This window comes from Staphylococcus sp. HMSC034C12 (assembly GCF_001835895.1).
GTDB classification, from domain to species: Bacteria; Bacillota; Bacilli; order Staphylococcales; family Staphylococcaceae; genus Staphylococcus; species Staphylococcus hominis.
On record NZ_KV826338.1, the window covers coordinates 39,821 to 63,926 of the forward strand.

The window sequence follows — 24,106 nt, forward strand, 5'->3', positions numbered from 1 at the left end:
CAAACATAGAATTAATAATATATATATTCTATACCCTCATCATAAAGATAAGGATAGAAAGACATTGAAATCACTTAAAAAATTAACTTTACATAATAAAATTATAGTTGTTAAAAAGACAATTTCTATATTATTTCAATAGAAATTGTCTTTTAAAATTAACATCATTTATATCATAAAATACACGTTAATGTATAAACAGTAAACGATGAATAACTTATCATTACTATCTTACTCTTATTCTGATATTTGAAATTTATTCGTAGTCAATATCTTTATCTGCAATAACATTGTCATCTACTTCAATCGTATATCCAGCAGAATCACCTTGTTCAATTTTTAATGGAATAGTAATGATTTTATCCTTGTGAATATTGTATGTTTGACTTACCTGTGTACCACTATTATTTTTATCTCTAATATAAATCTTTACCTTTTGGCTTTCTCCATCATTTCCAGTATACGGAATATGATAAGTTTCCGTATAATTTTTTACGCTTGTCGTATGATTATCTTTCTTATCATCAGAAGAATCCGAGTCTTCTTTTGAATCTTTTTTTTTATCTTTCCCCTTAGAAACCATAAGTTCTACTGTACTTCCTTCATTTACTTCAGTCTGTTTTGGAGATTGTGAAATAATGATATCCTTATCTTTAGTATCACTATTAGTCGTCTTAACTTGTACTTTTAGACCCATCGACTCTAATTCTTTTTTAGCATTTTGATAGTTTTTATTTTCATAGTCTTTGACGTAAACTTTTTTTACACCTAACGATTCAGTCAGTACAATATGATGATCGTTAATTTTCACCGATTCATTAGGGTTAATATTTTGCTTGAAAATATATCCTTTTGGCATTTGACTATTATATTCTTGATTAATTGTCACATGATTTAATTTATGATCTTTAAGTTTTTTTATAGCATCTTCTTTTTTAATCCCTATCACATTAGGCATATTTATCTTTTCTGGACCTTTTGATAATACAACATCTACTTTTTCTTGTTGGTTAACACGTTCTCCTGCTTTAGGATTGGAGTTAATAATTTTATTTTCGGGATAGTCATCATTATATTCTCTAGATATATGTCCTATTTCTAAATGCGAAGCTTTTAATACTTTTTCTGCTTCTTTTTCAGTTTTACCCGTTAAATCAGGCATTTCTGCATATTTATCACCAAGCATGCCCCAAGCGATAAACCCAATCAAGCTTAATAATAAAAGCGCTAGAATAAAAATAATAGCGACCTTTTTCTTTTTAGAACGTTTTTTACGTTGAGATGTGTACACATTATTTTCACTTGCTTGAAATTTATGATGATTGATAATAGGAATTTGCATCGTTTGCGCTATATCTTTTTTATGATTTTCTTCATCAAGTTTGTTTTTTATTTCTTTTTTATCAATGGGTACTGTTTGGGTGGTATCACTTATACGCGTATGCTTTTCTTCATTTAATCTGCTTGTAACAAGCACACTACTCAAATCATTATACATTTCTTCTATCGTTTGATAACGATCTTTAGGGTTTTTTTCAGTCGCCTTAAGTACCACATTACTTAAAGATTGTGGAATATTTGGATGTTTTTCAGTAATATTAGGAACTGTTTCTTGAATATGTTTAATAGCAATACTTACAGCTGTCTCTCCCCTAAAAGGAGGTTCACCAACTAACATTTCATACAACACTATACCAATTGAATAGATATCGGTTGTTTCATTCGTTTTATCTCCTTTAGCTTGTTCAGGAGATAAATATTGAACCGTTCCAAGCACATGATTTGTTTGAGTCATTGATGTCTCACTTAACGCTTTTGCGATGCCGAAATCAAAAATTTTTAAAATTTTATCTTTATTAATTAGTACATTTTGAGGTTTAATATCTCTATGTATAATACGTTGCTCATGAGCTTGTTTTACCCCATTTAAAATTTGCTTAATAAAATCAATAGCTGTTTCTATATTCAATGGACCATGGCTATGTATATACTCAGATAGTGTCGGTCCATCAATATATTCCATAATAAGATAGAAATTATCATCATCTTCTTCAACATCATATACTTCCACAATATTTTCATGAACAATTTGTGTAGCACTATTTACCTCTCTGTAGAAACGTTTCATAGTTTCATCTTTTTCGTTTTGTGGAATAGAAATTGCTTTAATAGCCACTTTACGTTCAAGTATAGTGTCTTCAGCAAGATAAACAATACTCATTCCTCCGCCACCAAGTTTATCTAAGAGTTGATAGCGATCATTAATTAGCTTGCCATTCATACATTATTACCCTCAATTTCAGCTAATAGTACACTCACATTATCTTTAGATTGATGATCTAAGGCAGCTTGTATTAGTGCTTCTCCAAGTTCATTTAATGATGTAGACTGATTCATTAACGTTTCTATTTCATGATTTCTTACATAATCTGACAGTCCATCAGAATTAAGTAATAAATAATTATAGTAACTGATGCGCTTTGTAAAAATATCAGGACTTACTCGGCGATCAGTACCCATTACTTTAGTGATTATATTACGTTGAGGATGATTAAACGCTTCTTCTTCAGTAATTTGTCCGGTCATAAGCAAATGATTAACAAATGAATGATCATATGTAATCTGTTCAATTTCTCTTGAATTAATCACGTATGCTCTAGAATCACCAATATTTGCTACTACAATTTTATTATCAAATATGAGGGCACATACACACGTTGTGCCCATACCACGATATTCTTCATTCGTTGTAGCATATTCAAATAATTCGAGATTAATATCTTTTAATGTTTTACTTAACCATGATTCAGCTTGGTCTAATTCAATAAAGTTTTCTGTTTCAAAATAGTCTCGTAATTGATTAGTAACAAATTGACTTGCAACTTCACCTGCTTTATGACCACCCATTCCATCACACAACACTAACAATTGTTGATGTGTTTGGTTATAAAATATACCTCCCGCGTCTTCGTTCTTTTCTCGATGTTGTCCAGTATCTGTGAAAAACTGTGCGTTAAGCATGATGATTACCTCGTTTCTACTTGTCGTTCCTTAGCTCTTAATTGTCCACATGCTGCATCTATATCTGAGCCTTGTTCTCTTCTAATTGTTGCATTGATGCCTAAACGTTTCAATTCTTTTTCAAATTTAAAAATATCATCTTTTGGTGTTTTAACATAATTACGTTCAGGAACATGATTGACTGGTATAAGATTTACATGACAGTTTAAATCTTTAATTAAATGTGCTAAATCTCTTGCATGTTCAAGTTGATCATTTACGCCTCCAAATAATCCATATTCAAATGTAATTCGACGATTCGTTTTTTCTTGATAATATTTGATTGCTTCCATTAATTTTTCAACATTATACGCTCTATTAATTGGCATTAATTTTGAACGAATTTCATCTTTAGCAGCATGTAAACTTACTGCAAAATTAATTTGAATTTGTTCATCAGCAAAGTCATAAATACGTGGGATAATTCCTGACGTTGATACTGTAATATGTCGCGCCCCAATGTTTAAACTATTATCATCATTAACTATTTTTAAAAAGTCCATCATTTCATCATAATTTTCGAAGGGTTCACCAATTCCCATAATAACAATTTGTGATACACGTTCATTAGTAGCATCAAGTGCTTTTTGAACTGTGAGTACTTGAGATACAATCTCGCCAGCCTCTAAGTTACGCTTTAAACCACCTAAAGTTGAAGCACAAAATGTACAACCAATTCGACAGCCAACTTGAGTCGTTACACATACAGAATTACCGTAATCGTGTCTCATTAATACCGTTTCAATGGTATAACCATCTTGTAATTCAAATAAAAACTTAATTGTTCCATCTTTACTTTCTTGTTTAACTACGGTAGTTAACGTTGTCATAACAAAGTTATCTTTTAACAATTGTCTTAAGTCTTTAGATAAATTAGTCATCTCATCAATAGTGTCTACACGCTTTTGATATAACCATTCAAAAATTTGTTTAGCTCTAAATTTTTGTTGTCCGTGCTCAATTAACCAATTTTGCATTTCATCATATCTTAACGAATATATTGATTGTTTTTCAAAATTTGGTAAGAATTTATTTTTTTTCTTTTTTTCAGCAGTTATCATCTTAACTTTCCTTTCTTTTTATTTTAGTAATGAAAAAGCCATCTGAATTAAAGTCTTGTGGCAAAATTTGTAGTGTTTTTACTTTTTCACCAGTAACGGGATGCGTCATCAATTCAAATTCAAAATCTTTATTTTCTTTTAAAAATGTATAAATTACATTTTCATTTTCCATTTGTTCAATTGTGCAAGTTGAATAAATAAGTGAACCGCCTGGTTTCAAGTTATGTTTAACATTATCTAATATACTTAATTGAATTTCTACAAGATCATTAATACTATCCTTAGATTGTACATATTTAATTTCGGGCTTATGTCTTAATACACCTAATCCACTACAAGGTGCATCTACTAAAATTTTGTCATATAGTTCTGAATATGGTTGTGTTGCATCATGGTCGAAAGTGGACACATTCTTTAATTTTAACTTTTTGATATTTTCTTTAATTAAACCAATTTTATGCTTATGAATATCTGTAGCATCTACATGGCCTGTGGATGCTAGTAATTCTGCCATATGACAAGCCTTACCGCCAGGAGCACTGCATGCATCTAGTATGGTATCGTCTTTTTGAACATCCATTAAATACCCTACTAACATTGAACTTTTATCTTGGATGGAAATAAGTCCATCTTTAAAAGCTCGAGATTCAATCACTGGTTTACCTGTAAGGTGTAAACAATATGGAATGAGTTGATCGATATCCACATGATAGCCTTCTTGTAAAAGCTCCTTACTTATTGTTTCAACATCCGTACGACTTGTATTCACTCTTACTGTACTTGCAGATTGTACTAGAAATGATTTTGCAATCTTATGTGTCGTTTCTATTCCGTAATGTGTAATCCAATGCTCAATAATCCATCTTGGTATACTATACTCAATCGTCATGCGTTGCTTTTCATTCTTAATTGTTTCCAATGTCGGTAAGTCACTTTTAAATATGTGACGAAGTATAGCATTAACGATGTTCCCATTGTGCTGGCCACCACGACGTTTAGCAATATTAACTGCTTCATTTATAATTGCGTGATTAGGTATTTTATCTAGGAAGACATATTGATATAAACTCATCCATAATAATTGACGTACCCAACCTTTAATTCTAGTCTTAACAAAGGGTTTTAAATAAAAATCTAAAGTCATTTTACGCTTTATTGTTCCATAAACTAATTCTGTAAACAATGCTTTATCGACAGTTGCAATATTATATTGGTTAATGACTTCGTTAATTTTTAAATTGCTATAAGCATTATTGTTTAAAATATCTTGAATGGTATGAAATGCAAGGTCTCTTACTGATTGTGTCATACTAATTTAGTCCCCACTAATGAATCTTGTACACCACTTAAATATTGAGCAGCAAGCATTCGTTTTTTCCCAGATAATTGAATATCTGTTAATGCAATAGCATCCAAAGAGCCAGTTCCTACAATAATTGCAGTCTTAGTGATTTCTATAATTTCACCTGGTTCTCCGTTTTTTCCTTTTTCAATATGAGCTTGATATAGTTTTAAATTTTTATCATTCATAGTTGTATAAGCCACTGGCCATGGTGATAATCCGCGAATATGATTGTGTATCTCTTTAGCGCTTTTAGTCCAATCGATACGTTCATCTTCTCTGCTAATATTAGACGCAAACGTTGCTTTTGAATCATCTTGTGGAATACTTTCATTTGAACCATCTATAATAGAAGGTAATGTTTCTTTTAATAAATCTGCACCTAAAAAGCTTAATTTATCGTGCATTGATCCTACATTATCATCATCTTCAATGTCGATGGCCTTTTGAGAAATAATATTACCTGCATCTAACTTTTTCACCATATACATGATTGTAATACCCGTTTGTGCTTCACCATCTATAATGGCTTGGTGAATAGGTGCTCCACCACGATATTTTGGCAATAATGAGGCATGTACATTTACAGCACCTAACTTAGGAAGATTTAATAGACTTTCAGGTAATAATTGTCCAAATGCTGCCGTTACAATTAAATCAGGATTTAAATCCATAAGTTCATTTAACTCATTAGAATCTTTTAACTTTTCAGGTTGATATACTGGAATGTGATATGTTTCTGCCACTTTCTTTACAGGAGGAGGGGTTAATACACGCTTACGTCCTACTGGTCTGTCTGGTTGAGTAACTACTGCGATGACTTCATGTTCAGCGATTAACATCTCTAGTACTTTTGTTGAAAAATCTGGTGTTCCCATAAAAATTATCTTACTCATTGTCAAAATATGCCTCCACTTCTTTTTCAGTCAATATTTTTGTAGCACGTTCGGTAAATGGAATACCATCTAATTGATCAATGATGTGCAGTATCATTCTAGCCACATCATCATAAGCAGTTAATTCAATCTCGTGACCTTCTAAATCATTTGCTTCTACAGTTATCATTTTACTACGTTCTACCTCCCCAAATACATTAGGAAGATTAACCGAACCTTCTAAATCAATGATTTTTTCATTAGATTCTGTTTTGATTTTAGGATTGATTAATTGCAAGAGTCCTTCCGCTTCCATGTCAATTATAGCAACACGTTGACTTACACCAATTTGTGGCGCTGATAAAGCTGATGCTTCTTCAGAATATAAAGTGTCTTCAATATCTAATAATAAACGTTTTAAATTTTCATCAAAAGTTGTTATCTTTTTTGCTTTTTTAGATAAAACAGGATGAGTCGATGGAACTAATTTCTTTATTGCCACTTAGAACGCCTCCCGAAAAAAATTCATCATATTATTATAACGTAATTCAATTTAAAATGCGACCTTAGTCTTATCTTCACTCTTCTCAGATAACTTTAATTGCTTTTAATTTTTTTCATATCTAAAATAATTATGAAGACAATTAATATATTAAATAGACTAAGGAGGTATAAAGAATGGAAGTCAATAAAGTGATTTACATTATCCTAGCTGTCTTTTTAGGTGGCTTTGGCGTACACAAATTTTATGCTGGTAAAATGATGTCTGGTCTTCTTCATTTATTATTCTGTTGGACAGGAATTCCTCATATTATTGCAATCATCAGTGCGATTCTGACATTACTAAGACCAGCAGATGAAAATGGAAACGTAACAATGTAACATGTAAATACAAAAAGAGTTACACCACGCAGTTAAACGCAAACGGTGCAACTCTTTTTTTACATTAATATTTGAGGATTGATATCAATCCTTAACGATAATTTATCTTTAATATATGCTTCATGATAATAATCATCTAAGTACTGTAATGCATGAATTAATTCTGGCTCACTCTTGTATTTAACCAATATTTGAAAACGATGTTCGTTATTAATTCTAGCAATTGCCGCTGGAGAAGGTCCAAGTACGAGTGCTCTTTCTGAAAGATGTTGCAGTAAAATTTGATGTACATGTTTAGCAGCTTCCATTACTTTTTTCATATTTTTATGCGCAATAGTAAAATTAATTAAATAATAATAAGGTGGATATTTACCTAATTTTCTAAATTGCATTTCTTTATGATAAAACGTTAAATAATCATTTTTTTGAACATCTTCTATTGCATAATGAGTTGGATTATATGTTTGAATAATCACTTTACCGGGTTTTTCATGACGACCAGCACGACCTGAAACTTGTGTAAGTAACTGATACGTTCTTTCACTCGCTCTAAAGTCGGGCAAATTTAACATTGTGTCGGCATTAAGCACACCAACTAATGTTATATTTGGATAATCTAAACCTTTTGCAATCATTTGTGTGCCTAATAAAATATCGCCTTTTCCCTTTTCAAAATCAGTCAATAGCTTTTCATGTGCACCTTTTCTTGACGTCGTATCTACATCCATACGAATAATACGTGCCTCTTCAAATTCTTGTTGTAAAATTTCTTCTACCCTTTGTGTACCTGTACCAACCTGTCTGATATGCGGGCTTTCACAATTAGGACACAGGTTAGGAGGCAAGTCTTGATAGCCGCAATAGTGGCATTTTAGTTGGTCTGTCGTCTTATGATAAGTTAACGAAATATCGCAATGTGGACATTGTGGAACATATCCACAATCTCGACATAACATAAACGAAGCATAACCCCGTCGATTTAAAAATAAAACGATTTGTTCATTTTTATTCAGTCTATCATGAATCGCTTGTCTTAATTCTTCAGAGAACATGGAACGATTACCTGAACTTAGTTCTGCTCTCATATCAATGATATCTATTGAAGGTAAAGCTTGTTGATTAACTCTTTCAGGTAAAGTAAGTAATTGATATACATTTTTTTCTGCCCGTGCATAAGATTCAAGACTTGGTGTCGCACTTCCTAATACTAATGGACATTGATGAAATTGACTTCTCCATTCTGCTATGTCTCTAGCATGATAACGTGGATAATCTTCTTGCTTATATGTTGATTCATGTTCTTCATCAATAATAATAATGCCTAAGTTTTTAAATGGTGCAAAGATACTTGATCTCGCACCTACGCTTACACGTGCTCTTCCATCTCTAATTTTTTGCCATTCATCATATCGTTCACCATTTGACAAACCTGAATGTAAGACAGCTACATCATCACCAAAACGTCGCTTAAAGCGTAAAACCATTTGTGGTGTCAGCGCAATTTCTGGAACAAGCATCATGGCTTGTTCATCTTTTTTTAATACTTCTTCAATGGCTTGCAAGTAGACTTCAGTTTTACCTGAACCTGTGACGCCGTGTAATAAAAATGTACGTTGTGCGTTGTGATCTATTTTTTCTTTAATTTGTTGAAATGTGTTATTTTGATCAGGGGTTAACATTCGTTTTTCTTCTTTTTCAAAGATACGATTTGCAAAAGGATCTCGTTCAATTTCAGCATCATATTTTTCAAGGAAACCTTTTTTGACGAGACCCTCTATACTTGATTTAGAAAACCCCATTTCTTCAAGTTCTTTTAAAAATACATTTCTATGATGTTCTTCTAAAAGATAAGCATACACATCATATTGTTTTAATTTCTTTTCTAGTAAAGCTAATATATCATCTGGATTGTATCCTTCAACAACTCGTACTGCACGCTGTGTTTTTCTTTTTGTATGTTGAGATAATATGGTTTCTTCTTCTATTAAATGTTGTTCAAGTAAACGATTTAATATATTTAAATGATTATTTTTTTGCGCATCTTTATACTTATAATATCCGTTGTTATCAAAATATTTTAATATATCTTCTTCAATATCATTGTGACGGACTATTTTAAATACTTTAGTGTATTTTGCTTTAATCGCGCTTGGAAGCATTGCCTCTAACACAGAAATGCGTTTTGAAATATGATAATGACTCAACCATTCACTTAATTGGATAAGTTCAGGTGTTAATTCTGGTCGAATATCTCTAATTTCTTTAATTGCTTTCAATTTATCTATATTGACATCTTCACTTGGTTGTTGTTGTATATCCATAACATATCCTTGAATGGTACGTGGACCAAACGGTACAACAACTCTTACACCCACTTTTATAAAATCTTTTAAATGGTCAGGTACGAGATAATCGAATTTAAAATCAACACTCTTAGAAGGAATATCTACAATGACCTTCGCAATCATTATTGCCACCTAGTTTCCAGTTCATCTAAAATTTGTTGTGCAAGTTGCACTTTCTTTCCTTTTTTTATATTAATACGTTGTCCATCTTTAAAATGCATAGTGAGTTCATTATCATCAGATTGAAATCCAATGGTCTGATCTCCTACATTATTCGAAATAATGACATCCGCATTTTTACGTTTTAATTTATCTTGTGCATAAGCATTAATATTTTGGGTTTCAGCTGCAAATCCGACCAAGTATTGATGTGTTTTATGTTCACCTAAATATTTCAAAATGTCCTTTGTTCGCTTAAAAGTGACAGAAAGATTGCCATCTTGTTTTTTCATTTTATGATTCAATACATCGGCCGGCGTATAATCTGAGACGGCTGCTGCTTTAACAACAATATCTTGTTCTTCATATCGACTTGTAACTGCATTAAACATTTCTTCTGCACTTTCTACATGAATGACTTCTACATTCTCTGGATTATCAAGTTGCGTTGGTCCTGCCACAAGCGTCACCTTTGCACCTCTTTTAGCTAAAGCTTCTGCAATTGCATATCCCATTTTTCCAGAGGAACGATTAGATACAAACCTTACTGGATCAATTACTTCAATTGTAGGACCGGCAGTAACTAAAGCATGTTTCCCTTCAAAAGAAGTATGAGATATGTGTGATAGTTCATTCTTATCTTTAAAATAATCATTTATGATTTTGACAATTTGAAGAGGTTCCTCCATACGTCCCTTTGCAATGTACCCACATGCTAAAAAACCATCTCCAGGTTCAATAAAATGATATTCATCGTCTTTTAATACAGAAATATTATGTTGCGTACGTTTATTTTCATACATATGAACATTCATAGCTGGAGCAATAAATTTAGGGGTTTCTGTAGCAAGTAGCGTTGATGTGACGATATCATCAGCAATACCTACACTTAATTTGGCAATAGTATTAGCGGTAGCAGGTGCAACAACGATACAGTCTGCCCAATCACCTAATGCTATATGTTGAATGTCTTCAGGATTTTCTTCAATAAATGTATTGGTATATACAGGGTTTCTACTAATGGCTTGAAAGGCTAAAGGTGTAACAAATTCTTGTGCATGATCAGTGAGCATTACTCTTACATCATAATTCGCTTGCGTAAGTTTACTAGTTAAATCAATTGCTTTATAAGCAGCAATGCCTCCTGTAACAGCTAATAGAATGTTCTTCATGATTCGACTCCTTTAGTTATATTTATAGTCTTCACTTTTAAATTTATTATACACAACTAAGATGAAAAACTAAAAACACGGGAGTAGAACAGATTTTTAATTCACTGTTCTACTCCCGCAAGATTAACTGATTCTAAAAACGCTTATATAAGTACATTTTCAATTGAATCAGAGATTGCAAAAATGTTTAAAAGTCTGAAATACATGGTAACTTATATTTCAGAACAACAACTTAACTGATAACAAAATAATTTTATTTATGCTTGAAACTCTTCAGGTACAACAGGTGAAATTTTTCCGCTTGCGATCTCTTCTAGTGCTTCACCTACAGGTTTTGCTGAATGATAACCCTTTAGTAATGCAGTTTCAGGCTTTTCGTCTAATTCACGTGCACGTTTAGCAGCTGTTGTTGCAATTAAATATTTTGAATTAATTTGTGATTGTAATTGATTTAACGGTGGGTTTAACATTATTTCTTTGCCTCCAATAACATTTTTCTATATATCGCTTCAACGCGTTCTCTTTTTAAGTGCTCGGCTTCTACAATTGATTGAATTCTTTCTTTAGCCAAATGAACTTCATCATTAACAACGACATAATCATAAAGATTCATCATTTCTACTTCTTTACGTGCTTCATTTACCCTACTTTGAATCTTTTCATCTGTTTCTGTACCGCGACCAATAAGACGTTCTTTCAAATGATCTAAGCTTGGCGGTGCAAGAAAGATAAATAATGCGTCAGGAAATTTTTTTCTTACTTGTTTCGCACCTTCAACTTCAATTTCTAAAAACACATCATGACCTTCAGCCATTGTATCTTTAACATATTGTACGGGTGTCCCATAGTAATTTCCTACATATTCGGCATATTCAATAAATTGATCTTCTTGAATTAATGCTTCAAATTCTTCTTTCGTTTTAAAAAAGTAATCTACACCGTTAACTTCTCCTTCTCGCATTTGACGCGTAGTCATCGAGATTGAGTATTTATATGATGTAGTTGGATCGTCAAATATCTCTTTACGAACAGTTCCTTTACCTACTCCTGAAGGACCTGAAAGAACAATTAGTAATCCTTTTTCATTATCCATGCCTTACGACCTCTCTAAGCTATTCTTCTATTATTTAAATATGATATCACATTGTTGTTTACGTTGTATAGAGTGTACTAGGATAAACTTAACTCATGACGCTCTATTGTTACCATGTTACAATATAATGAATGACAAAACTGAAGGTGGAAAAAATTATGGCTTATGATGGCTTATTCACAAAAAAGATAATAGAATCACTACAATTTTTAGTAACAGGTAGAATTCACAAAATTAATCAACCAGAAAATGACACAATCATTATGATTATTCGTCAAAATCGTAAAAACCATCATCTATTGTTATCTATTCATCCCAATTTTTCAAGAATGCATCTCACCAATAAAAAGTACGACAATCCCTTTGACCCACCAATGTTTGCACGTGTCTTTCGTAAGCATTTAGAGGGAGGTATTGTTAAATCAATACGACAAATCGGTAATGATCGTAGAGTAGAAATTGACATTGAAAGTAAAGATGAAATTGGCGATACGATATATCGAACAGTGATATTGGAAATCATGGGTAAACATAGTAATTTAATACTAGTAGATGATCAATATAAAATTATAGAAGGCTTTAAACACTTGACGCCAAATACAAATCAGTATCGTACAGTGATGCCTGGTTTCAAATATGAAGCTCCTCCTACTCAAAACAAACGAAATCCATATGATATTTCAAGTGATGAAGTGCTCAAATTCGTTGACTTTAATTCCGGAAAAATTGCTAAACAATTACTCAATGCGTTTGAAGGCTTTAGTCCTCTAATTACAAATGAAATTACAAATCGTTACCAATTTATGAATCAAGATACTCTACCTCAAGCTTTTGAAGAAGTGATTGACCAAACATTAAAAGTACCCGTACCAGTATTTCATAAAAATCATGAAACAGGTAAAGAAGATTTCTATTTTATGAAATTAAAACAATTCTCGGATGATATTGTTATCTATGATTCATTACATGATTTGTTAGATCGTTATTATGATGCTAGAGGTGAGCGAGAACGTGTAAAACAACGTGCGAATGATCTAGTACGCTTCGTACAACAACAATTACAAAAATATCAACACAAGTTAAGTAAACTTATAGACGAATACGAAAGTGCTAAAGATAAAGACACACAACAATTATACGGTGAACTCATTACTGCTAATATTTATCGTATTCAACAAGGTGACGCGTCTATAAACGTTCTAAATTATTATACTAATGAAGAAGTAACGATTCCATTAGACCCTACTAAATCACCATCTGTGAATGCTCAATACTACTATAAGCAATATAATCGAATGAAGACACGAGAAAAAGAACTCGATCTTCAAATTGCTCTTACACGTGAAAATATTGACTATTTTGCCAATATTGAACAGCAATTAGAACATATTACAGTTGATGAAATTGATGACATTCGTGATGAATTGGCAGAACAAGGATTTATGAAACAACGTAAAAATACTAAAAAGAAAAAACAAGATAAAATCCATTTACAAACATATATCTCTTCAGATGGAGACACGATTTTAGTAGGTAAAAATAACAAGCAAAATGATTATTTAACAAATCGTAAAGCTCAAAAATCACATATATGGTTCCATACTAAAGATATTCCAGGTTCGCATGTTGTCATTTTAAATGATGCACCGAGTGAGACTACGATAAAAGAGGCAGCAATGCTTGCGGGATATTTCTCTAAAGCTGGAAATTCTGGTCAGATACCGGTAGACTATACAGAAATCAAAAATGTCCATAAACCTTCTGGCGCTAAACCAGGATTTGTCACATATGATAATCAAAAAACGTTATATGCAACACCTGATTATGACCAAATCCAGCGTATGAAGCAGGATAAAAATTAAAAAAATAAAAATCCGTAGATGCTTTTTTTAAGTCATCTACGGATTTTATATATCATAGTGTCTATTTTTCTGGTAATGCAAGTTGGAAACTTACTCCAAATTTATCTTGCACCCATGCAAACTCACGAAATGGTGGCATAGAAGTTTTAGGCATCAGTATAGCACCTTCTTTTTTTAGACCATTAAATAAGCGTTCCATTTCCATAGCATCTTCAACAGTGATATATAAAGAGATGGAAGGATTCATTGGTAATTCTTCACCATTATCGGCATCTATCGCCATGAATACTTGACCATTTAATGTGAAAATAGAATGTTGAACTGTCCCAGGTTCTCCAGGACCATCTTCTCCGTATTTTACCATTGTTAAAATCTCACTGTTTTTAAATAAGCTTGTATATAAATTGACTGCTTCTTCAGCTTGATTATTAAACATTAAAAATGGTGTTACTTTAGGTATTTCCATTGTAATCCTCCTATAATTTATAATTAATGTCTATTTTAAACTATTTTTAAAAATAATAAAAAGTTAGCTATTAAGAACTTTGAATTAAAAGTAGCTTTAATTTTGAAAACTTTCCATAAACAGTTAAAATTAAATAAAAGTATAATAGGAGGCATTTAATATGATGCATTATATTCTACCACTATTAGCAATGGTCATCGTTTTATTAATCGGATGGGTGTTAATTAAAATCTTTATACGTTAAGTTAATTATAGATTGATATAAAAAGATACATATAAATATGTTGATTCATATTTATATGTATCTTTCTTTCTATATTTAGATTTTATCTTTTTGACGTAAACGTGCTTTGGCTTTTTTAAAGAAGTCACTTGTATGCTCAAAAGATTCCATTTGTGCGTGATGCATATGTTTAATACTTTCTTTAATAGTTAACACATGTGCTGTTTGTTTAAATTCTTTTTCACTGTATAAAAATTGATTCACATGTTTTAACTGATTATAAAATGCATTATTATCTTTGTCTTTAGACAACTTTATCACCCTTTAAGCGAAACTTAGAGATTATCGCGCCAATCCACTAATGTTTGAATATCATTTTCTGAAATTTTGCCTTCTTCTTTAGCTACTTCAATAAGTTCATTATAATTACTTAGCGTATAGAATGGTAGATTCGCTTGTTTGAACATGTCGTCTGCTTTAGCTAGACCATAAGTAAAGATTGCAACTACACCTACGACTTCAGCCCCTGCTTCTCTTAAAGCTTCCACTGCAGTAATTGACGATCCCCCTGTTGAAATTAAATCTTCCACGACAACGACTTTTTTATTTTTACTTTGTGCGCCTTCAATTTGATTTTGTTTACCATGACTTTTACTTTTAGATCGTACATAGTTCATTGGTAAGTTTAGTTTTTCAGAAATATAAGCAGCATGTGGAATACCAGCAGTTGCTGTTCCTGAAATAACCTCTACATTATCAAAATGTTCTGTAATAAGTTCACTTAATCCATCACGAATGTCTTGACGTACTTTAGGGTAACCTAATGTAATACGATTATCACAATAAATAGGTGATTTTATGCCTGAACTCCATGTGAATAAGTCATTGGGTGATAAACTTACTGCTTCAATATCTAATAATGATTTTGCTATGTGTTTTGACATATTAACTTAACCAACTTTCCTTTATTTTTGTATAACTCTCTTGTGGATGCTCACTTTGAGTTATTGGACGACCCACTACAATGTGAGTTGAACCTAATTGTTTCGCGTCTTCTGGAGTTGTAATACGTTTTTGATCATTCACCGCTGCACCTTTAGGTCTGATACCAGGCGTCACCTTTAAAAAGTCAGAACCTAGAGACTTTGTCAGTAATTTAGCTTCTAATGGTGAACATACTACGCCATCTAATCCTGACTCCTGCGCTAATTTTGCATAATTCAACACTGCTTCTTCAATAGACGTTTGGATATTTTGTTCTTGATGTAGCATTTCTTCAGTCGTTGATGTTAATTGAGTCACTGCTATTATTTTAGTAGTTTCATTATATTTACGTAACCCTTTTACAGCATGTTTCATCATTTCAGTTCCACCAGCAGCATGCACGTTAACTAAATCAACATTTAACTTACCTAAACCCTCCATAGCTTTTTGAACTGTATTAGGAATATCGTGTAACTTAAGGTCTAAAAATATATCATGTCCACGTTCTTTTATTTTCTTAATTAAAGCTGGTCCAGTTTGATAATATAATTCCATTCCTACTTTTACAAAAAGTGGTTCATCAAATTGATCTAAAAAATCAAGAACATGATCCTCAGAATCAAAATCTAAAGCTATAATTGGTAAATCTCTCATTCATTAAACTCCTTTAAATAACTCACTTTTATTTTAAAAAGAAGCGACTTGTGCTTAAACATAAAGCAAGTTAACACATAAGTCGCTTATAATTACGGCATTACATATTTCTCATTGAAAATGTCATACTTTCAATGACATTTGTTAATGCACTTGCAGTATCTAATGAAGTTAAACATGGCACTCCGTTTTCTACAGTAGTACGTCGAATTTGGAAGCCATCTCTTTCAACTTCTTTACCTTTTGTCATTGTGTTAATAACAATTTGTACATCCCCATTTTGGATACGTGTTAATAAATCATCTTCTCCACCGATTTTACCAACAACTTCAACAGGGATATTGTGCGCTTCTAATTTTTGTGCAGTACCTTGTGTAGCTAAGATTTTATAACCTACTTCATTTAAACGGTGCGCAATATCAACGATTTCTTCTTTATCTTTATCACTTACTGTCATTAATACGGTACCATGATCTTTTACTTCTACACCACTACCTGTTAAACCTTTATATAAAGCTTTTTCAAGTGTTAAATCTTTACCCATCACTTCACCGGTAGATTTCATTTCAGGTCCAAGTGTCACGTCAACATTTTTTAATTTATTAAAACTAAATACCGGTGCTTTAACAAACACACCCTCTGAATATGGTTGAATACCTTGTTGATAGCCTAAATCTTTAAGTTTTGTGCCCATTATCGCTTGCATGGCAAGTTGTGCCATTTGAATATCAGTAATTTTACTTAAGAAAGGCACTGTACGACTTGCACGTGGGTTAACTTCTAATACATACACACCATCATGTGCAATAACGAATTGAATATTGATGAGACCCACAATGTTTAATCCTTTAGCTAATTTAATTGTATAATCTTCGAGTGTATTTATTTCTTCATCGCTCAATGTTTGTGGTGGATACACTGCAATTGAATCACCGCTATGAACACCTGCACGTTCAATGTGCTCCATAATACCCGGAATAATAACTGTTTCACCATCAGAAATTGCATCGACTTCTATTTCTTTACCTGTTAAATATCTATCCACTAATACTGGATGTTCTGGACTTGCTTTAACAGCTTGTTCCATATAGTCTTCTAATTCTGCATCACTATTTACAATTTCCATGGCACGGCCACCTAATACATAAGAAGGTCGTACAACTACTGGATAACCAATTTCACGTGCATTTTCTAATGCTTCTTTAGGAGAAGTGGCTGTTTTACCTTTAGGTTGTGGCACATCAATTTTTCTTAAAAGTGCTTCAAATTCTTTTCTATCTTCTGCACGATTTAAATCTTCTAATGATGTTCCTAAGATTTTCACACCATGTTTAGCTAATTTATCAGCTAAATTGATTGCTGTTTGACCACCAAATTGAACTACTACACCTTTAGGTTGCTCTAAATTAATGATATTCATTACATCTTCTTCAGTTAGCGGTTCAAAATATAATTTATCTGAAATTGAAAAGTCTGTTGATACTGTCTCTGGATTATTATTAACAATGATTGCTTCATATCCGGCATTTTGAATTGCCCAAACTGCATGCACTGTCGCATAATCAAACTCTACACCTTGTCCGATACGTATTGGTCCAGAACCTAATACTAAAATTTTCTCTTTATCTGTAACTATAGATTCATTTTCTGTTTCATATGTTCCGTAATAGTATGGTGTAGATGATTCAAATTCTGCTGCACACGTGTCTACCATTTTATACACAGGTTTAATATCATTATCTTGACGTAATTGATATACTTCTTCTTCAGTCATATCAAAGCGATGAGCAATCACTTTATCACTGAAACCATAATCTTTTGCATATTTAAGATATTCTAAGTCTCCTGGATGCGCTTTAAGTTCATGTTCAATATGAATAATATTAAGGAATTTATTTAAGAAGAAATAATCAATTTTAGTCATTTCATGAATTTCTTGTAATGATGTGCCACGTCGAATCGCTTCACCAATAAAGAATAAACGCTCATCATCTTGATGACTAATACGTTCTTTAATGTAGTCTAAGTCATAACTTTCACCGTTTGGTAAACCAAGATGATGGACACCATATTCTAATGAACGAATCGCTTTTAATAATGATTCTTCATATGTACGACCAATAGCCATCACTTCACCAGTAGCCTTCATTTGTGTTCCTAATTCACGTTCACCTTTTTCGAATTTATCAAATGGGAAACGTGGAATTTTTGAAATGACATAATCAAGTGTTGGTTCAAACGCAGCATAAGATGTTCCAGTTATAGGATTTAGCATCTCATCTAATGTTAAACCAACCGCAATTTTAGCCGCTAATTTAGCAATTGGATAGCCTGTTGCTTTTGATGCTAGTGCAGATGAACGAGACACACGTGGATTAACTTCAATAATGTAATAATTTAATGAATATGGATCTAAAGCCAGCTGTACATTACAACCACCTTCAATACCTAAAGCACGAATCACTTTAAGCGATACATCACGTAACATTTGGTATTCAACATCTGATAGTGTCTGACTAGGAGCTACAACAACTGAATCTCCAGTATGGATACCTACTGGGTCAATATTTTCCATATTACATACTACAATGGCATTGTCATTTTTATCACGCATCACTTCATATTCAATTTCTTTATATCCTGCTATTGATTTTTCAATTAAACATTGAGTCGCTGGACTATAATGTAATCCATTACTTACAACTTCTTTTAATTCTTCATCATTATGACAGATACCACCACCAGTACCCCCCATTGTAAAGGCAGGACGTACAATTAATGGATATCCTACTTGTTCTTTGAATGCAAATGCTTGTTCTACAGTATTTACTATATCACTTTCAGGTACCGGAACATCTAATTCATTCATCAATGATCGGAATAATTCTCTATCTTCTGCTTGTTGTATAGATTCTAATTTTGTACCTAATAACTCTACATTATTTGCTTTTAATACACCGCTATCATGTAATTGTATTGCCATATTTAAACCTGTTTGTCCACCTAATGTAGGTAATAATGCATCAGGTTGTTCTTTACGAATGATACGTGCAATAAAGTCATGAGTTAAAGGTTCAATATATACTTTATCTGCAATTTCTTTATCAGTCATAATGGTTGCAGGATTTGAGTTTACTAAAATAACACGGTATCCTTCTTCTTTTAAAGCAAGACACGCTTGTGTTCCAGCATAGTCAAATTCTGCAGCTTGTCCAATAATAATAGGACCTGAACCAATTACTAAAATCGTTTTAATATCGTCACGTTTAGGCATTCGTTTTACTCTCCTTTTTATTATCTTTAAAATCTCTCATCATGTCTAAGAACTCATCAAATAAGTAATTTGAGTCACTTGGGCCTGGTCTTGCCTCTGGATGATATTGCACTGAAAAGGCTGGTAATGTTTTATGTCTTAATCCTTCAACCGTACCATCATTTAAAGCAATATGTGTCACTTCTAAATCTGTATTTTCTAATGAGTCTTTATCAATAGCATAACCGTGATTTTGACTTGTGATATCTACTTTACCTGTGCGTAAATCTTTTACAGGATGATTCGCACCACGATGTCCGAACTTCATCTTAAATGCTTTGGCACCTTGAGATAATGCAAATAACTGATGACCAAGACAAATGCCAAAGAATGGTATATTTCCTAAAACACCTTTAATCATATCTAAGGCAACATTAACTTCTTCTGGATCTCCAGGTCCATTTGAAAGCATGACACCATCTGGTGACATTGCTAATATTTCCTCTGCTGAAGTATCATAAGGTACTACAGTAACATTACATCCTCTTGAATTAAGCTCTCTAACAATATTTTGCTTTTTACCAAAGTCTAATAACACGACGCTTAAATCTGAGCCTGTTGATACATACGGTGTTTTTGTTGACACAGTAATTACCTCATCACGAGGTAATTCTGCAGTTTTTAAGTTAGCTGCAAGTGATTCAATTTCCTCTTTATTGTCAGTAAATCCTGCTTTTAATACACCATATTTTCTAATTTTTCTAGTAATACTGCGTGTATCTACCCCTGAAATACCAGGAATTTGATATTGAACAAGCACTTCATGTAATGTTTTTTGTTTTCTAAAATTACTTGGATGCGTACTTGCTTCCTTAACCACTACCCCATTTAATGTAGGTGTAAGTGATTCAAAATCGTCTCTATTAATACCATAATTTCCAATTAAAGGATAAGTAAATGTAACAATTTGACCAGTATATGATGGATCAGAAATCGTTTCTTGATATCCAGTCATCGCTGTATTAAATACAATTTCACCGATTGATAATTGATCTGACCCTAATTTATATCCTTCATAATATGAACCATCTTCAAATACGAGATATCTACGTTCAAACATTTTACTTGTCCTCCTTAAATTTAACTTCACCCTCAACCATTGTTAAAACAGGGTTACCATATACTTTATATCCTATAAATGGTGTATTATCTGCTTTAGATAAGAAGTCTTCACCACGAATTTCTCTTTCTTCATCTAAATTGATGATTGTTAAGTCTGCATAGCTGCCTTCTTCTAATTTTCCATAAGGTAAATCAAATATTTGTGCTGGTTTAATTGTTAAGTAATCAACAAGTTGTTGTAATGACCAGTCTCCATTTTTAACAAAATGAGTATATAATAATGGGAAGGCTGTTTCACTTCCTACAATACCAAATGGTGCTTTTGTCATTGGCTGAGCTTTTTCTTCTTTGGCATGAGGCGCGTGATCTGTAGCAATACAATCAATGGTACCATCTAGTAATCCTTCTAATAATGCATCTCTATCTTCTTTACTTCTTAATGGTGGATTCATTTTAAAAATGGCATTATCACCTGGAACATCATCTTCAGTTAATAACAGATGATGTGGTGTCACTTCAGCAGTAACATGAATGCCTGCTGCTTTAGCATCACGAATTGCTCTTACACTTTCTTTTGTTGAAACGTGGCACACATGATAGTGACAATTTGCTGCTTCTGCTAATAAAACGTCTCGTGCAATTTGTACAGATTCACAAATGTTTGGAATGCCAGGAATACCTAATTCTTCACTACGTTTACCTTGATGCATTGCACCACCATAAATTAAGCTATTATCTTCACAATGAGCAACAACTGCTTTATTTAATTTTGCAGCTTGTTGCATCGCTTCATACATCATTGCTGACTCCTGAACACCTACACCATCATCTGTAAATGCAAATGCACCCTCTTTTGAAAGTGCTTCAAAATCAACATGCTCTTTACCAGCTTGACGAATTGTAATTGATGCATAAGGTAAGACACGGACTTGTGCATTTTCTTTAATTAATGATTGCAACTGATCCATGTGTTCTACTGTATCAGGTACAGGACGTGTATTAGGCATAGGACATACTGTTGTAAACCCGCCACGTGCAGCTGCTTTTGTTCCAGTTTCAATTGTTTCTTTATGTTCTCCACCTGGTTCTCTTAAATGTACATGCACATCTACTAGTCCTGGTGCTACAAACTGACCATTTGCATCAATGACTTCAGTACCTTCATCAATATTAATATTTTCATTCATTTCCTTGATATATTGTCCATCAATTAAAATTGACGTTGATTTAAGTTCACCATTGTCTAAAATTTTAGCATTTTTTATAAGTTTCATAATTATTCTCCTTTTCTTGATAAAAGTTTATCTATTACAGCCATTCTTAAATACATTCCATTTTCCATTTGTTTAAAGATTCTTGACTTAGGTGCTTCAACTAGTTCACTATCGATTTCTACGCCACGATTTACTGGAGCAGGATGCATCACTATCGCATCATCTTTTAAACGACGATACCTTTCTTTAGTTAACCCATATTGTTCATGATAATGATCAGCTTTAAAGTTTGCTTCATCAGTAATACCATGTCTTTCATGTTGAACTCTTAAAAGCATAATGATATCAACTTTATCAATCACATCATCAATATTTACATAGGGAGCATCTAATGTTTCATCTACCCATTCATTAGGACTTGAGAACATTACTTTAGCGCCAAGTGAGGTTAAACTTGTATAATTACTTCTTGCTACACGAGAATTTTTAATATCTCCACATATTAAAATATTTAATCCTTCAAACGTTTCGTATTCTTCATAAATCGTCATTATATCCAATAAGCTTTGAGTAGGATGCTGACCACTACCATCTCCAGCATTTGCAATCGGAATATTTAAATTTTCTAGTTCTTCGTAATATGCATTTTGAGGATGTCTAATGACTAATAAATTGACGCCAATACTCTCTAACGTTTTACAAGTGTCATAAAGTGATTCTCCTTTTTGTACTGAAGAAGTGCTTGTTTCAAAGTTAACTTGTTTCAATCCAAGATTAAGTTCAGCTACTTCAAAACTGCATTTTGTACGTGTTGAATTTTCAAAGAATAAGTTAGATACATATTTTCCTTCATACTGAGGGACAATTTCTTTTCCTGATTTAAAACGACTCGCTGTTTGAATAAGATTAAAAATATCGTCGTTTGTTAAATATTCCATTGAAAATAAATTTTTCATGACCTGCCTCCTAAAAGATCCTCTTTTATTTAATGTCTGATTCTTCTTTTTCTTTTGGCAAAATAAGATTTAATATGATTCCTGATAATGCTGCTAAAGCCATGCCTTCAATTTGTAGGTTCACACCAAGACTTTTTAAATTGATAAGTAAATTTCCAATACCAACTACTAGTACTACTGATGCAATAACTAAATTACGATTACTAGCAAAATCAACACGACTTTCTACCAACATTCTAAGTCCACTTGCTGCAATAATACCGAATAATAAGATAGATACACCACCCATAACTGGTGTAGGAATTGATGAAATTAATGCTGAGAACTTACCTATAAATGATAAGATAATTGCAATCACTGCTGCGCCACCAATGACATAGATACTATATATTTTTGTAATTGCGAGTACACCAATATTTTCGCCATAAGTTGTACTAGGCGGTCCTCCAATAATACTAGCGAACATTGTTGAAACACCATCACCTATAATTGAACGATGTAAACCTGGATTTTCAAAGAAATTACGTCCTACAATTTTATTAATTACCATTTGATGGCCAATATGTTCACTGACTGTTACAAATACTATAGGCAACATGACTAAAATAAGTCCGATATGTATCGATGGAACATAATCTTTAAATGGTAAATATATATCTGGAAAATCTAGCCAACTGGCTTTAGCAATTGGTTTGAAATTAACAATGCCTACAAAAATTGACACAATATAACCTACAATAATTCCTATTAATACAGGAATAAGAGAAAGGAAGCCTTTAAAGAATCCTTGAACAATAATAGTTACAAGTAAGGTTACTAATGCTACTAATAAATAGCTTAAATTGTAACCCTTCATATCTCCTGAATTCTCATAAATTGCCATGTTTACTGCTGTTGGTGCGAGACTTAAACCAATGACCATAATAACTGGACCAACAACAACTGGTGGTAAAAGATGCATCAACCAACCGGTACCACTTAATTTTATGAAGATACCAATAACGATATACATTACGCCACTAGCGAATAATGCGACAAGCATATCTCCTAAACTGTGTGTACTTAACCCCGTAATAATTGGAGTAATAAATGCAAAGCTTGAACCTAAATAGGCAGGTATCTTTGCTTTAGTAATTAATATATATAGTAATGTTCCTATCCCAGATGCTAATAATGCTGCAGAAATAGGTAACCCTGTTAAAAATGGAACAAGGACAGTTGAACCAAACATTGCAAATAGATGTTGTAAGCTTAAAAACGCCCATTGTGCTGGTTTTGGTTTATCTTTTACATCTAGTACTGGTTTGACAGTACGTTTAAACATTTGCTCATTTTCCATGAAATGTTCTTCCTTTCTAAAAAAGTCTCTTTACACTATGGTAA

At 32.5% G+C, this 24,106-nt stretch carries 21 protein-coding genes; 2 read left to right on the forward strand and 19 right to left on the reverse strand.

Annotated elements, in window-relative coordinates:
- Positions 1-256: 256 nt before the first annotated feature.
- The 6 genes from pknB to HMPREF2629_RS08415 are packed head-to-tail and all read right to left on the reverse strand — an operon-like array spanning position 257 to position 6,840.
- Entirely contained in the window at positions 257-2,281 is a 2,025-nt protein-coding gene (gene pknB / locus HMPREF2629_RS08390; RefSeq protein ID WP_070647569.1) for a Stk1 family PASTA domain-containing Ser/Thr kinase, read from the reverse strand.
- Positions 2,278-3,021, reverse strand: coding sequence for a Stp1/IreP family PP2C-type Ser/Thr phosphatase (locus HMPREF2629_RS08395; protein ID WP_017174572.1), 744 nt, complete (start codon positions 3,019-3,021; stop codon positions 2,278-2,280). The genes pknB and HMPREF2629_RS08395 overlap by 4 nt, the downstream gene beginning before the upstream one ends.
- 5 nt (positions 3,022-3,026) lie before the next feature.
- On the reverse strand, positions 3,027-4,121 hold the full coding sequence (rlmN, locus tag HMPREF2629_RS08400; RefSeq protein WP_017174571.1) for a dual-specificity RNA methyltransferase RlmN: 1,095 nt from the start codon (positions 4,119-4,121) through the stop codon (positions 3,027-3,029).
- A 1-nt stretch (position 4,122) separates the two neighbouring features.
- Complete coding sequence (gene rsmB, locus HMPREF2629_RS08405; protein WP_070813285.1) at positions 4,123-5,430, reverse strand: 16S rRNA (cytosine(967)-C(5))-methyltransferase RsmB; 1,308 nt, start codon at positions 5,428-5,430, stop codon at positions 4,123-4,125.
- Positions 5,427-6,359 (reverse strand): methionyl-tRNA formyltransferase, encoded by a 933-nt coding sequence (gene fmt, locus HMPREF2629_RS08410; protein ID WP_029376748.1) that lies wholly within the window; start codon positions 6,357-6,359, stop codon positions 5,427-5,429. The genes rsmB and fmt overlap by 4 nt, the downstream gene beginning before the upstream one ends.
- On the reverse strand, positions 6,352-6,840 hold the full coding sequence (locus HMPREF2629_RS08415) for a peptide deformylase (protein WP_017174568.1): 489 nt from the start codon (positions 6,838-6,840) through the stop codon (positions 6,352-6,354). Before HMPREF2629_RS08415 ends, fmt begins: the two co-directional genes overlap by 8 nt.
- A 176-nt stretch (positions 6,841-7,016) precedes the next feature.
- Between HMPREF2629_RS08415 and HMPREF2629_RS08420 the strand changes: the two genes are divergently transcribed.
- Positions 7,017-7,220: a TM2 domain-containing protein gene (locus HMPREF2629_RS08420; protein ID WP_002448731.1), complete on the forward strand. Its 204-nt coding sequence runs from the start codon at positions 7,017-7,019 to the stop codon at positions 7,218-7,220.
- Between the two features lie 59 nt (positions 7,221-7,279).
- Here HMPREF2629_RS08420 and priA read toward each other — a convergent pair whose 3' ends face one another.
- The 4 genes from priA to gmk all read right to left on the reverse strand — a co-directional run bounded on the left by priA (position 7,280) and on the right by gmk (position 11,989).
- Entirely contained in the window at positions 7,280-9,688 is a 2,409-nt protein-coding gene (priA, locus tag HMPREF2629_RS08425) for a primosomal protein N' (RefSeq protein ID WP_070813286.1), read from the reverse strand.
- Positions 9,688-10,896 carry a bifunctional phosphopantothenoylcysteine decarboxylase/phosphopantothenate--cysteine ligase CoaBC gene (gene coaBC, locus HMPREF2629_RS08430; RefSeq protein ID WP_048762373.1) on the reverse strand — a complete coding sequence of 403 codons (1,209 nt, stop codon included), beginning with the start codon at positions 10,894-10,896 and terminating at the stop codon, positions 9,688-9,690. The genes priA and coaBC overlap by 1 nt, the downstream gene beginning before the upstream one ends.
- A 257-nt stretch (positions 10,897-11,153) precedes the next feature.
- Positions 11,154-11,366: a DNA-directed RNA polymerase subunit omega gene (rpoZ, locus tag HMPREF2629_RS08435; protein ID WP_049379526.1), complete on the reverse strand. Its 213-nt coding sequence runs from the start codon at positions 11,364-11,366 to the stop codon at positions 11,154-11,156.
- Positions 11,366-11,989 (reverse strand): guanylate kinase, encoded by a 624-nt coding sequence (gmk, locus tag HMPREF2629_RS08440; protein WP_002448723.1) that lies wholly within the window; start codon positions 11,987-11,989, stop codon positions 11,366-11,368. The genes rpoZ and gmk overlap by 1 nt, the downstream gene beginning before the upstream one ends.
- Before the next feature lie 158 nt (positions 11,990-12,147).
- Between gmk and HMPREF2629_RS08445 the strand changes: the two genes are divergently transcribed.
- Entirely contained in the window at positions 12,148-13,851 is a 1,704-nt protein-coding gene (locus HMPREF2629_RS08445) for an Rqc2 family fibronectin-binding protein (protein ID WP_049379527.1), read from the forward strand.
- Positions 13,852-13,912: 61 nt separating this feature from the next.
- On the opposite strand, the gene HMPREF2629_RS08450 is transcribed toward HMPREF2629_RS08445, so the two are convergent.
- The 9 genes from HMPREF2629_RS08450 to HMPREF2629_RS08490 form a co-directional block, all read right to left on the reverse strand.
- Positions 13,913-14,317 carry a VOC family protein gene (locus HMPREF2629_RS08450; RefSeq protein WP_017174564.1) on the reverse strand — a complete coding sequence of 135 codons (405 nt, stop codon included), beginning with the start codon at positions 14,315-14,317 and terminating at the stop codon, positions 13,913-13,915.
- Between the two features lie 319 nt (positions 14,318-14,636).
- Positions 14,637-14,861, reverse strand: coding sequence for a hypothetical protein (locus tag HMPREF2629_RS08455; RefSeq protein WP_231103763.1), 225 nt, complete (start codon positions 14,859-14,861; stop codon positions 14,637-14,639).
- Between the two features lie 14 nt (positions 14,862-14,875).
- A complete protein-coding gene (pyrE, locus tag HMPREF2629_RS08460) occupies positions 14,876-15,484 on the reverse strand; it encodes an orotate phosphoribosyltransferase (protein ID WP_017174562.1) in 609 nt (202 codons plus the stop codon).
- Position 15,485: 1 nt separating this feature from the next.
- Positions 15,486-16,178: an orotidine-5'-phosphate decarboxylase gene (gene pyrF / locus HMPREF2629_RS08465; protein WP_017174561.1), complete on the reverse strand. Its 693-nt coding sequence runs from the start codon at positions 16,176-16,178 to the stop codon at positions 15,486-15,488.
- A 100-nt stretch (positions 16,179-16,278) separates the two neighbouring features.
- Complete coding sequence (gene carB / locus HMPREF2629_RS08470; RefSeq protein ID WP_017174560.1) at positions 16,279-19,452, reverse strand: carbamoyl-phosphate synthase large subunit; 3,174 nt, start codon at positions 19,450-19,452, stop codon at positions 16,279-16,281.
- Complete coding sequence (locus tag HMPREF2629_RS08475) at positions 19,445-20,551, reverse strand: carbamoyl phosphate synthase small subunit (protein ID WP_070813287.1); 1,107 nt, start codon at positions 20,549-20,551, stop codon at positions 19,445-19,447. Before HMPREF2629_RS08475 ends, carB begins: the two co-directional genes overlap by 8 nt.
- A 1-nt stretch (position 20,552) precedes the next feature.
- The gene (locus HMPREF2629_RS08480) at positions 20,553-21,827 is read right to left on the reverse strand and encodes a dihydroorotase (RefSeq protein WP_017174558.1); all 1,275 of its coding nucleotides are present in this window, start codon (positions 21,825-21,827) and stop codon (positions 20,553-20,555) included.
- A gap of 2 nt (positions 21,828-21,829) precedes the next feature.
- Positions 21,830-22,723, reverse strand: a complete 894-nt coding sequence (locus HMPREF2629_RS08485; protein WP_017174557.1) for an aspartate carbamoyltransferase catalytic subunit — start codon at positions 22,721-22,723, stop codon at positions 21,830-21,832.
- Positions 22,724-22,748: 25 nt separating this feature from the next.
- Positions 22,749-24,062: a uracil-xanthine permease family protein gene (locus HMPREF2629_RS08490; protein WP_070813288.1), complete on the reverse strand. Its 1,314-nt coding sequence runs from the start codon at positions 24,060-24,062 to the stop codon at positions 22,749-22,751.
- Positions 24,063-24,106: the final 44 nt, after the last annotated feature.

Coding starts and splice junctions, on each gene's coding strand:
- pknB (WP_070647569.1), bottom strand. CDS start 2,281: ATGAATGGCAAGCTAATTAATGATCGCTATCAACTCTTAGATAAACTT.
- HMPREF2629_RS08480 (WP_017174558.1), bottom strand. CDS start 21,827: ATGAAACTTATAAAAAATGCTAAAATTTTAGACAATGGTGAACTTAAA.
- HMPREF2629_RS08475 (WP_070813287.1), bottom strand. CDS start 20,551: ATGTTTGAACGTAGATATCTCGTATTTGAAGATGGTTCATATTATGAA.
- HMPREF2629_RS08490 (WP_070813288.1), bottom strand. CDS start 24,062: ATGGAAAATGAGCAAATGTTTAAACGTACTGTCAAACCAGTACTAGAT.
- HMPREF2629_RS08450 (WP_017174564.1), bottom strand. CDS start 14,317: ATGGAAATACCTAAAGTAACACCATTTTTAATGTTTAATAATCAAGCT.
- HMPREF2629_RS08420 (WP_002448731.1), top strand. CDS start 7,017: ATGGAAGTCAATAAAGTGATTTACATTATCCTAGCTGTCTTTTTAGGT.
- pyrF (WP_017174561.1), bottom strand. CDS start 16,178: ATGAGAGATTTACCAATTATAGCTTTAGATTTTGATTCTGAGGATCAT.
- rsmB (WP_070813285.1), bottom strand. CDS start 5,430: ATGACACAATCAGTAAGAGACCTTGCATTTCATACCATTCAAGATATT.
- rpoZ (WP_049379526.1), bottom strand. CDS start 11,366: ATGTTAAACCCACCGTTAAATCAATTACAATCACAAATTAATTCAAAA.
- HMPREF2629_RS08445 (WP_049379527.1), top strand. CDS start 12,148: ATGGCTTATGATGGCTTATTCACAAAAAAGATAATAGAATCACTACAA.
- fmt (WP_029376748.1), bottom strand. CDS start 6,359: ATGAGTAAGATAATTTTTATGGGAACACCAGATTTTTCAACAAAAGTA.
- carB (WP_017174560.1), bottom strand. CDS start 19,452: ATGCCTAAACGTGACGATATTAAAACGATTTTAGTAATTGGTTCAGGT.
- HMPREF2629_RS08485 (WP_017174557.1), bottom strand. CDS start 22,723: ATGAAAAATTTATTTTCAATGGAATATTTAACAAACGACGATATTTTT.
- pyrE (WP_017174562.1), bottom strand. CDS start 15,484: ATGTCAAAACACATAGCAAAATCATTATTAGATATTGAAGCAGTAAGT.
- rlmN (WP_017174571.1), bottom strand. CDS start 4,121: ATGATAACTGCTGAAAAAAAGAAAAAAAATAAATTCTTACCAAATTTT.
- coaBC (WP_048762373.1), bottom strand. CDS start 10,896: ATGAAGAACATTCTATTAGCTGTTACAGGAGGCATTGCTGCTTATAAA.
- gmk (WP_002448723.1), bottom strand. CDS start 11,989: ATGGATAATGAAAAAGGATTACTAATTGTTCTTTCAGGTCCTTCAGGA.
- HMPREF2629_RS08395 (WP_017174572.1), bottom strand. CDS start 3,021: ATGCTTAACGCACAGTTTTTCACAGATACTGGACAACATCGAGAAAAG.
- priA (WP_070813286.1), bottom strand. CDS start 9,688: ATGATTGCGAAGGTCATTGTAGATATTCCTTCTAAGAGTGTTGATTTT.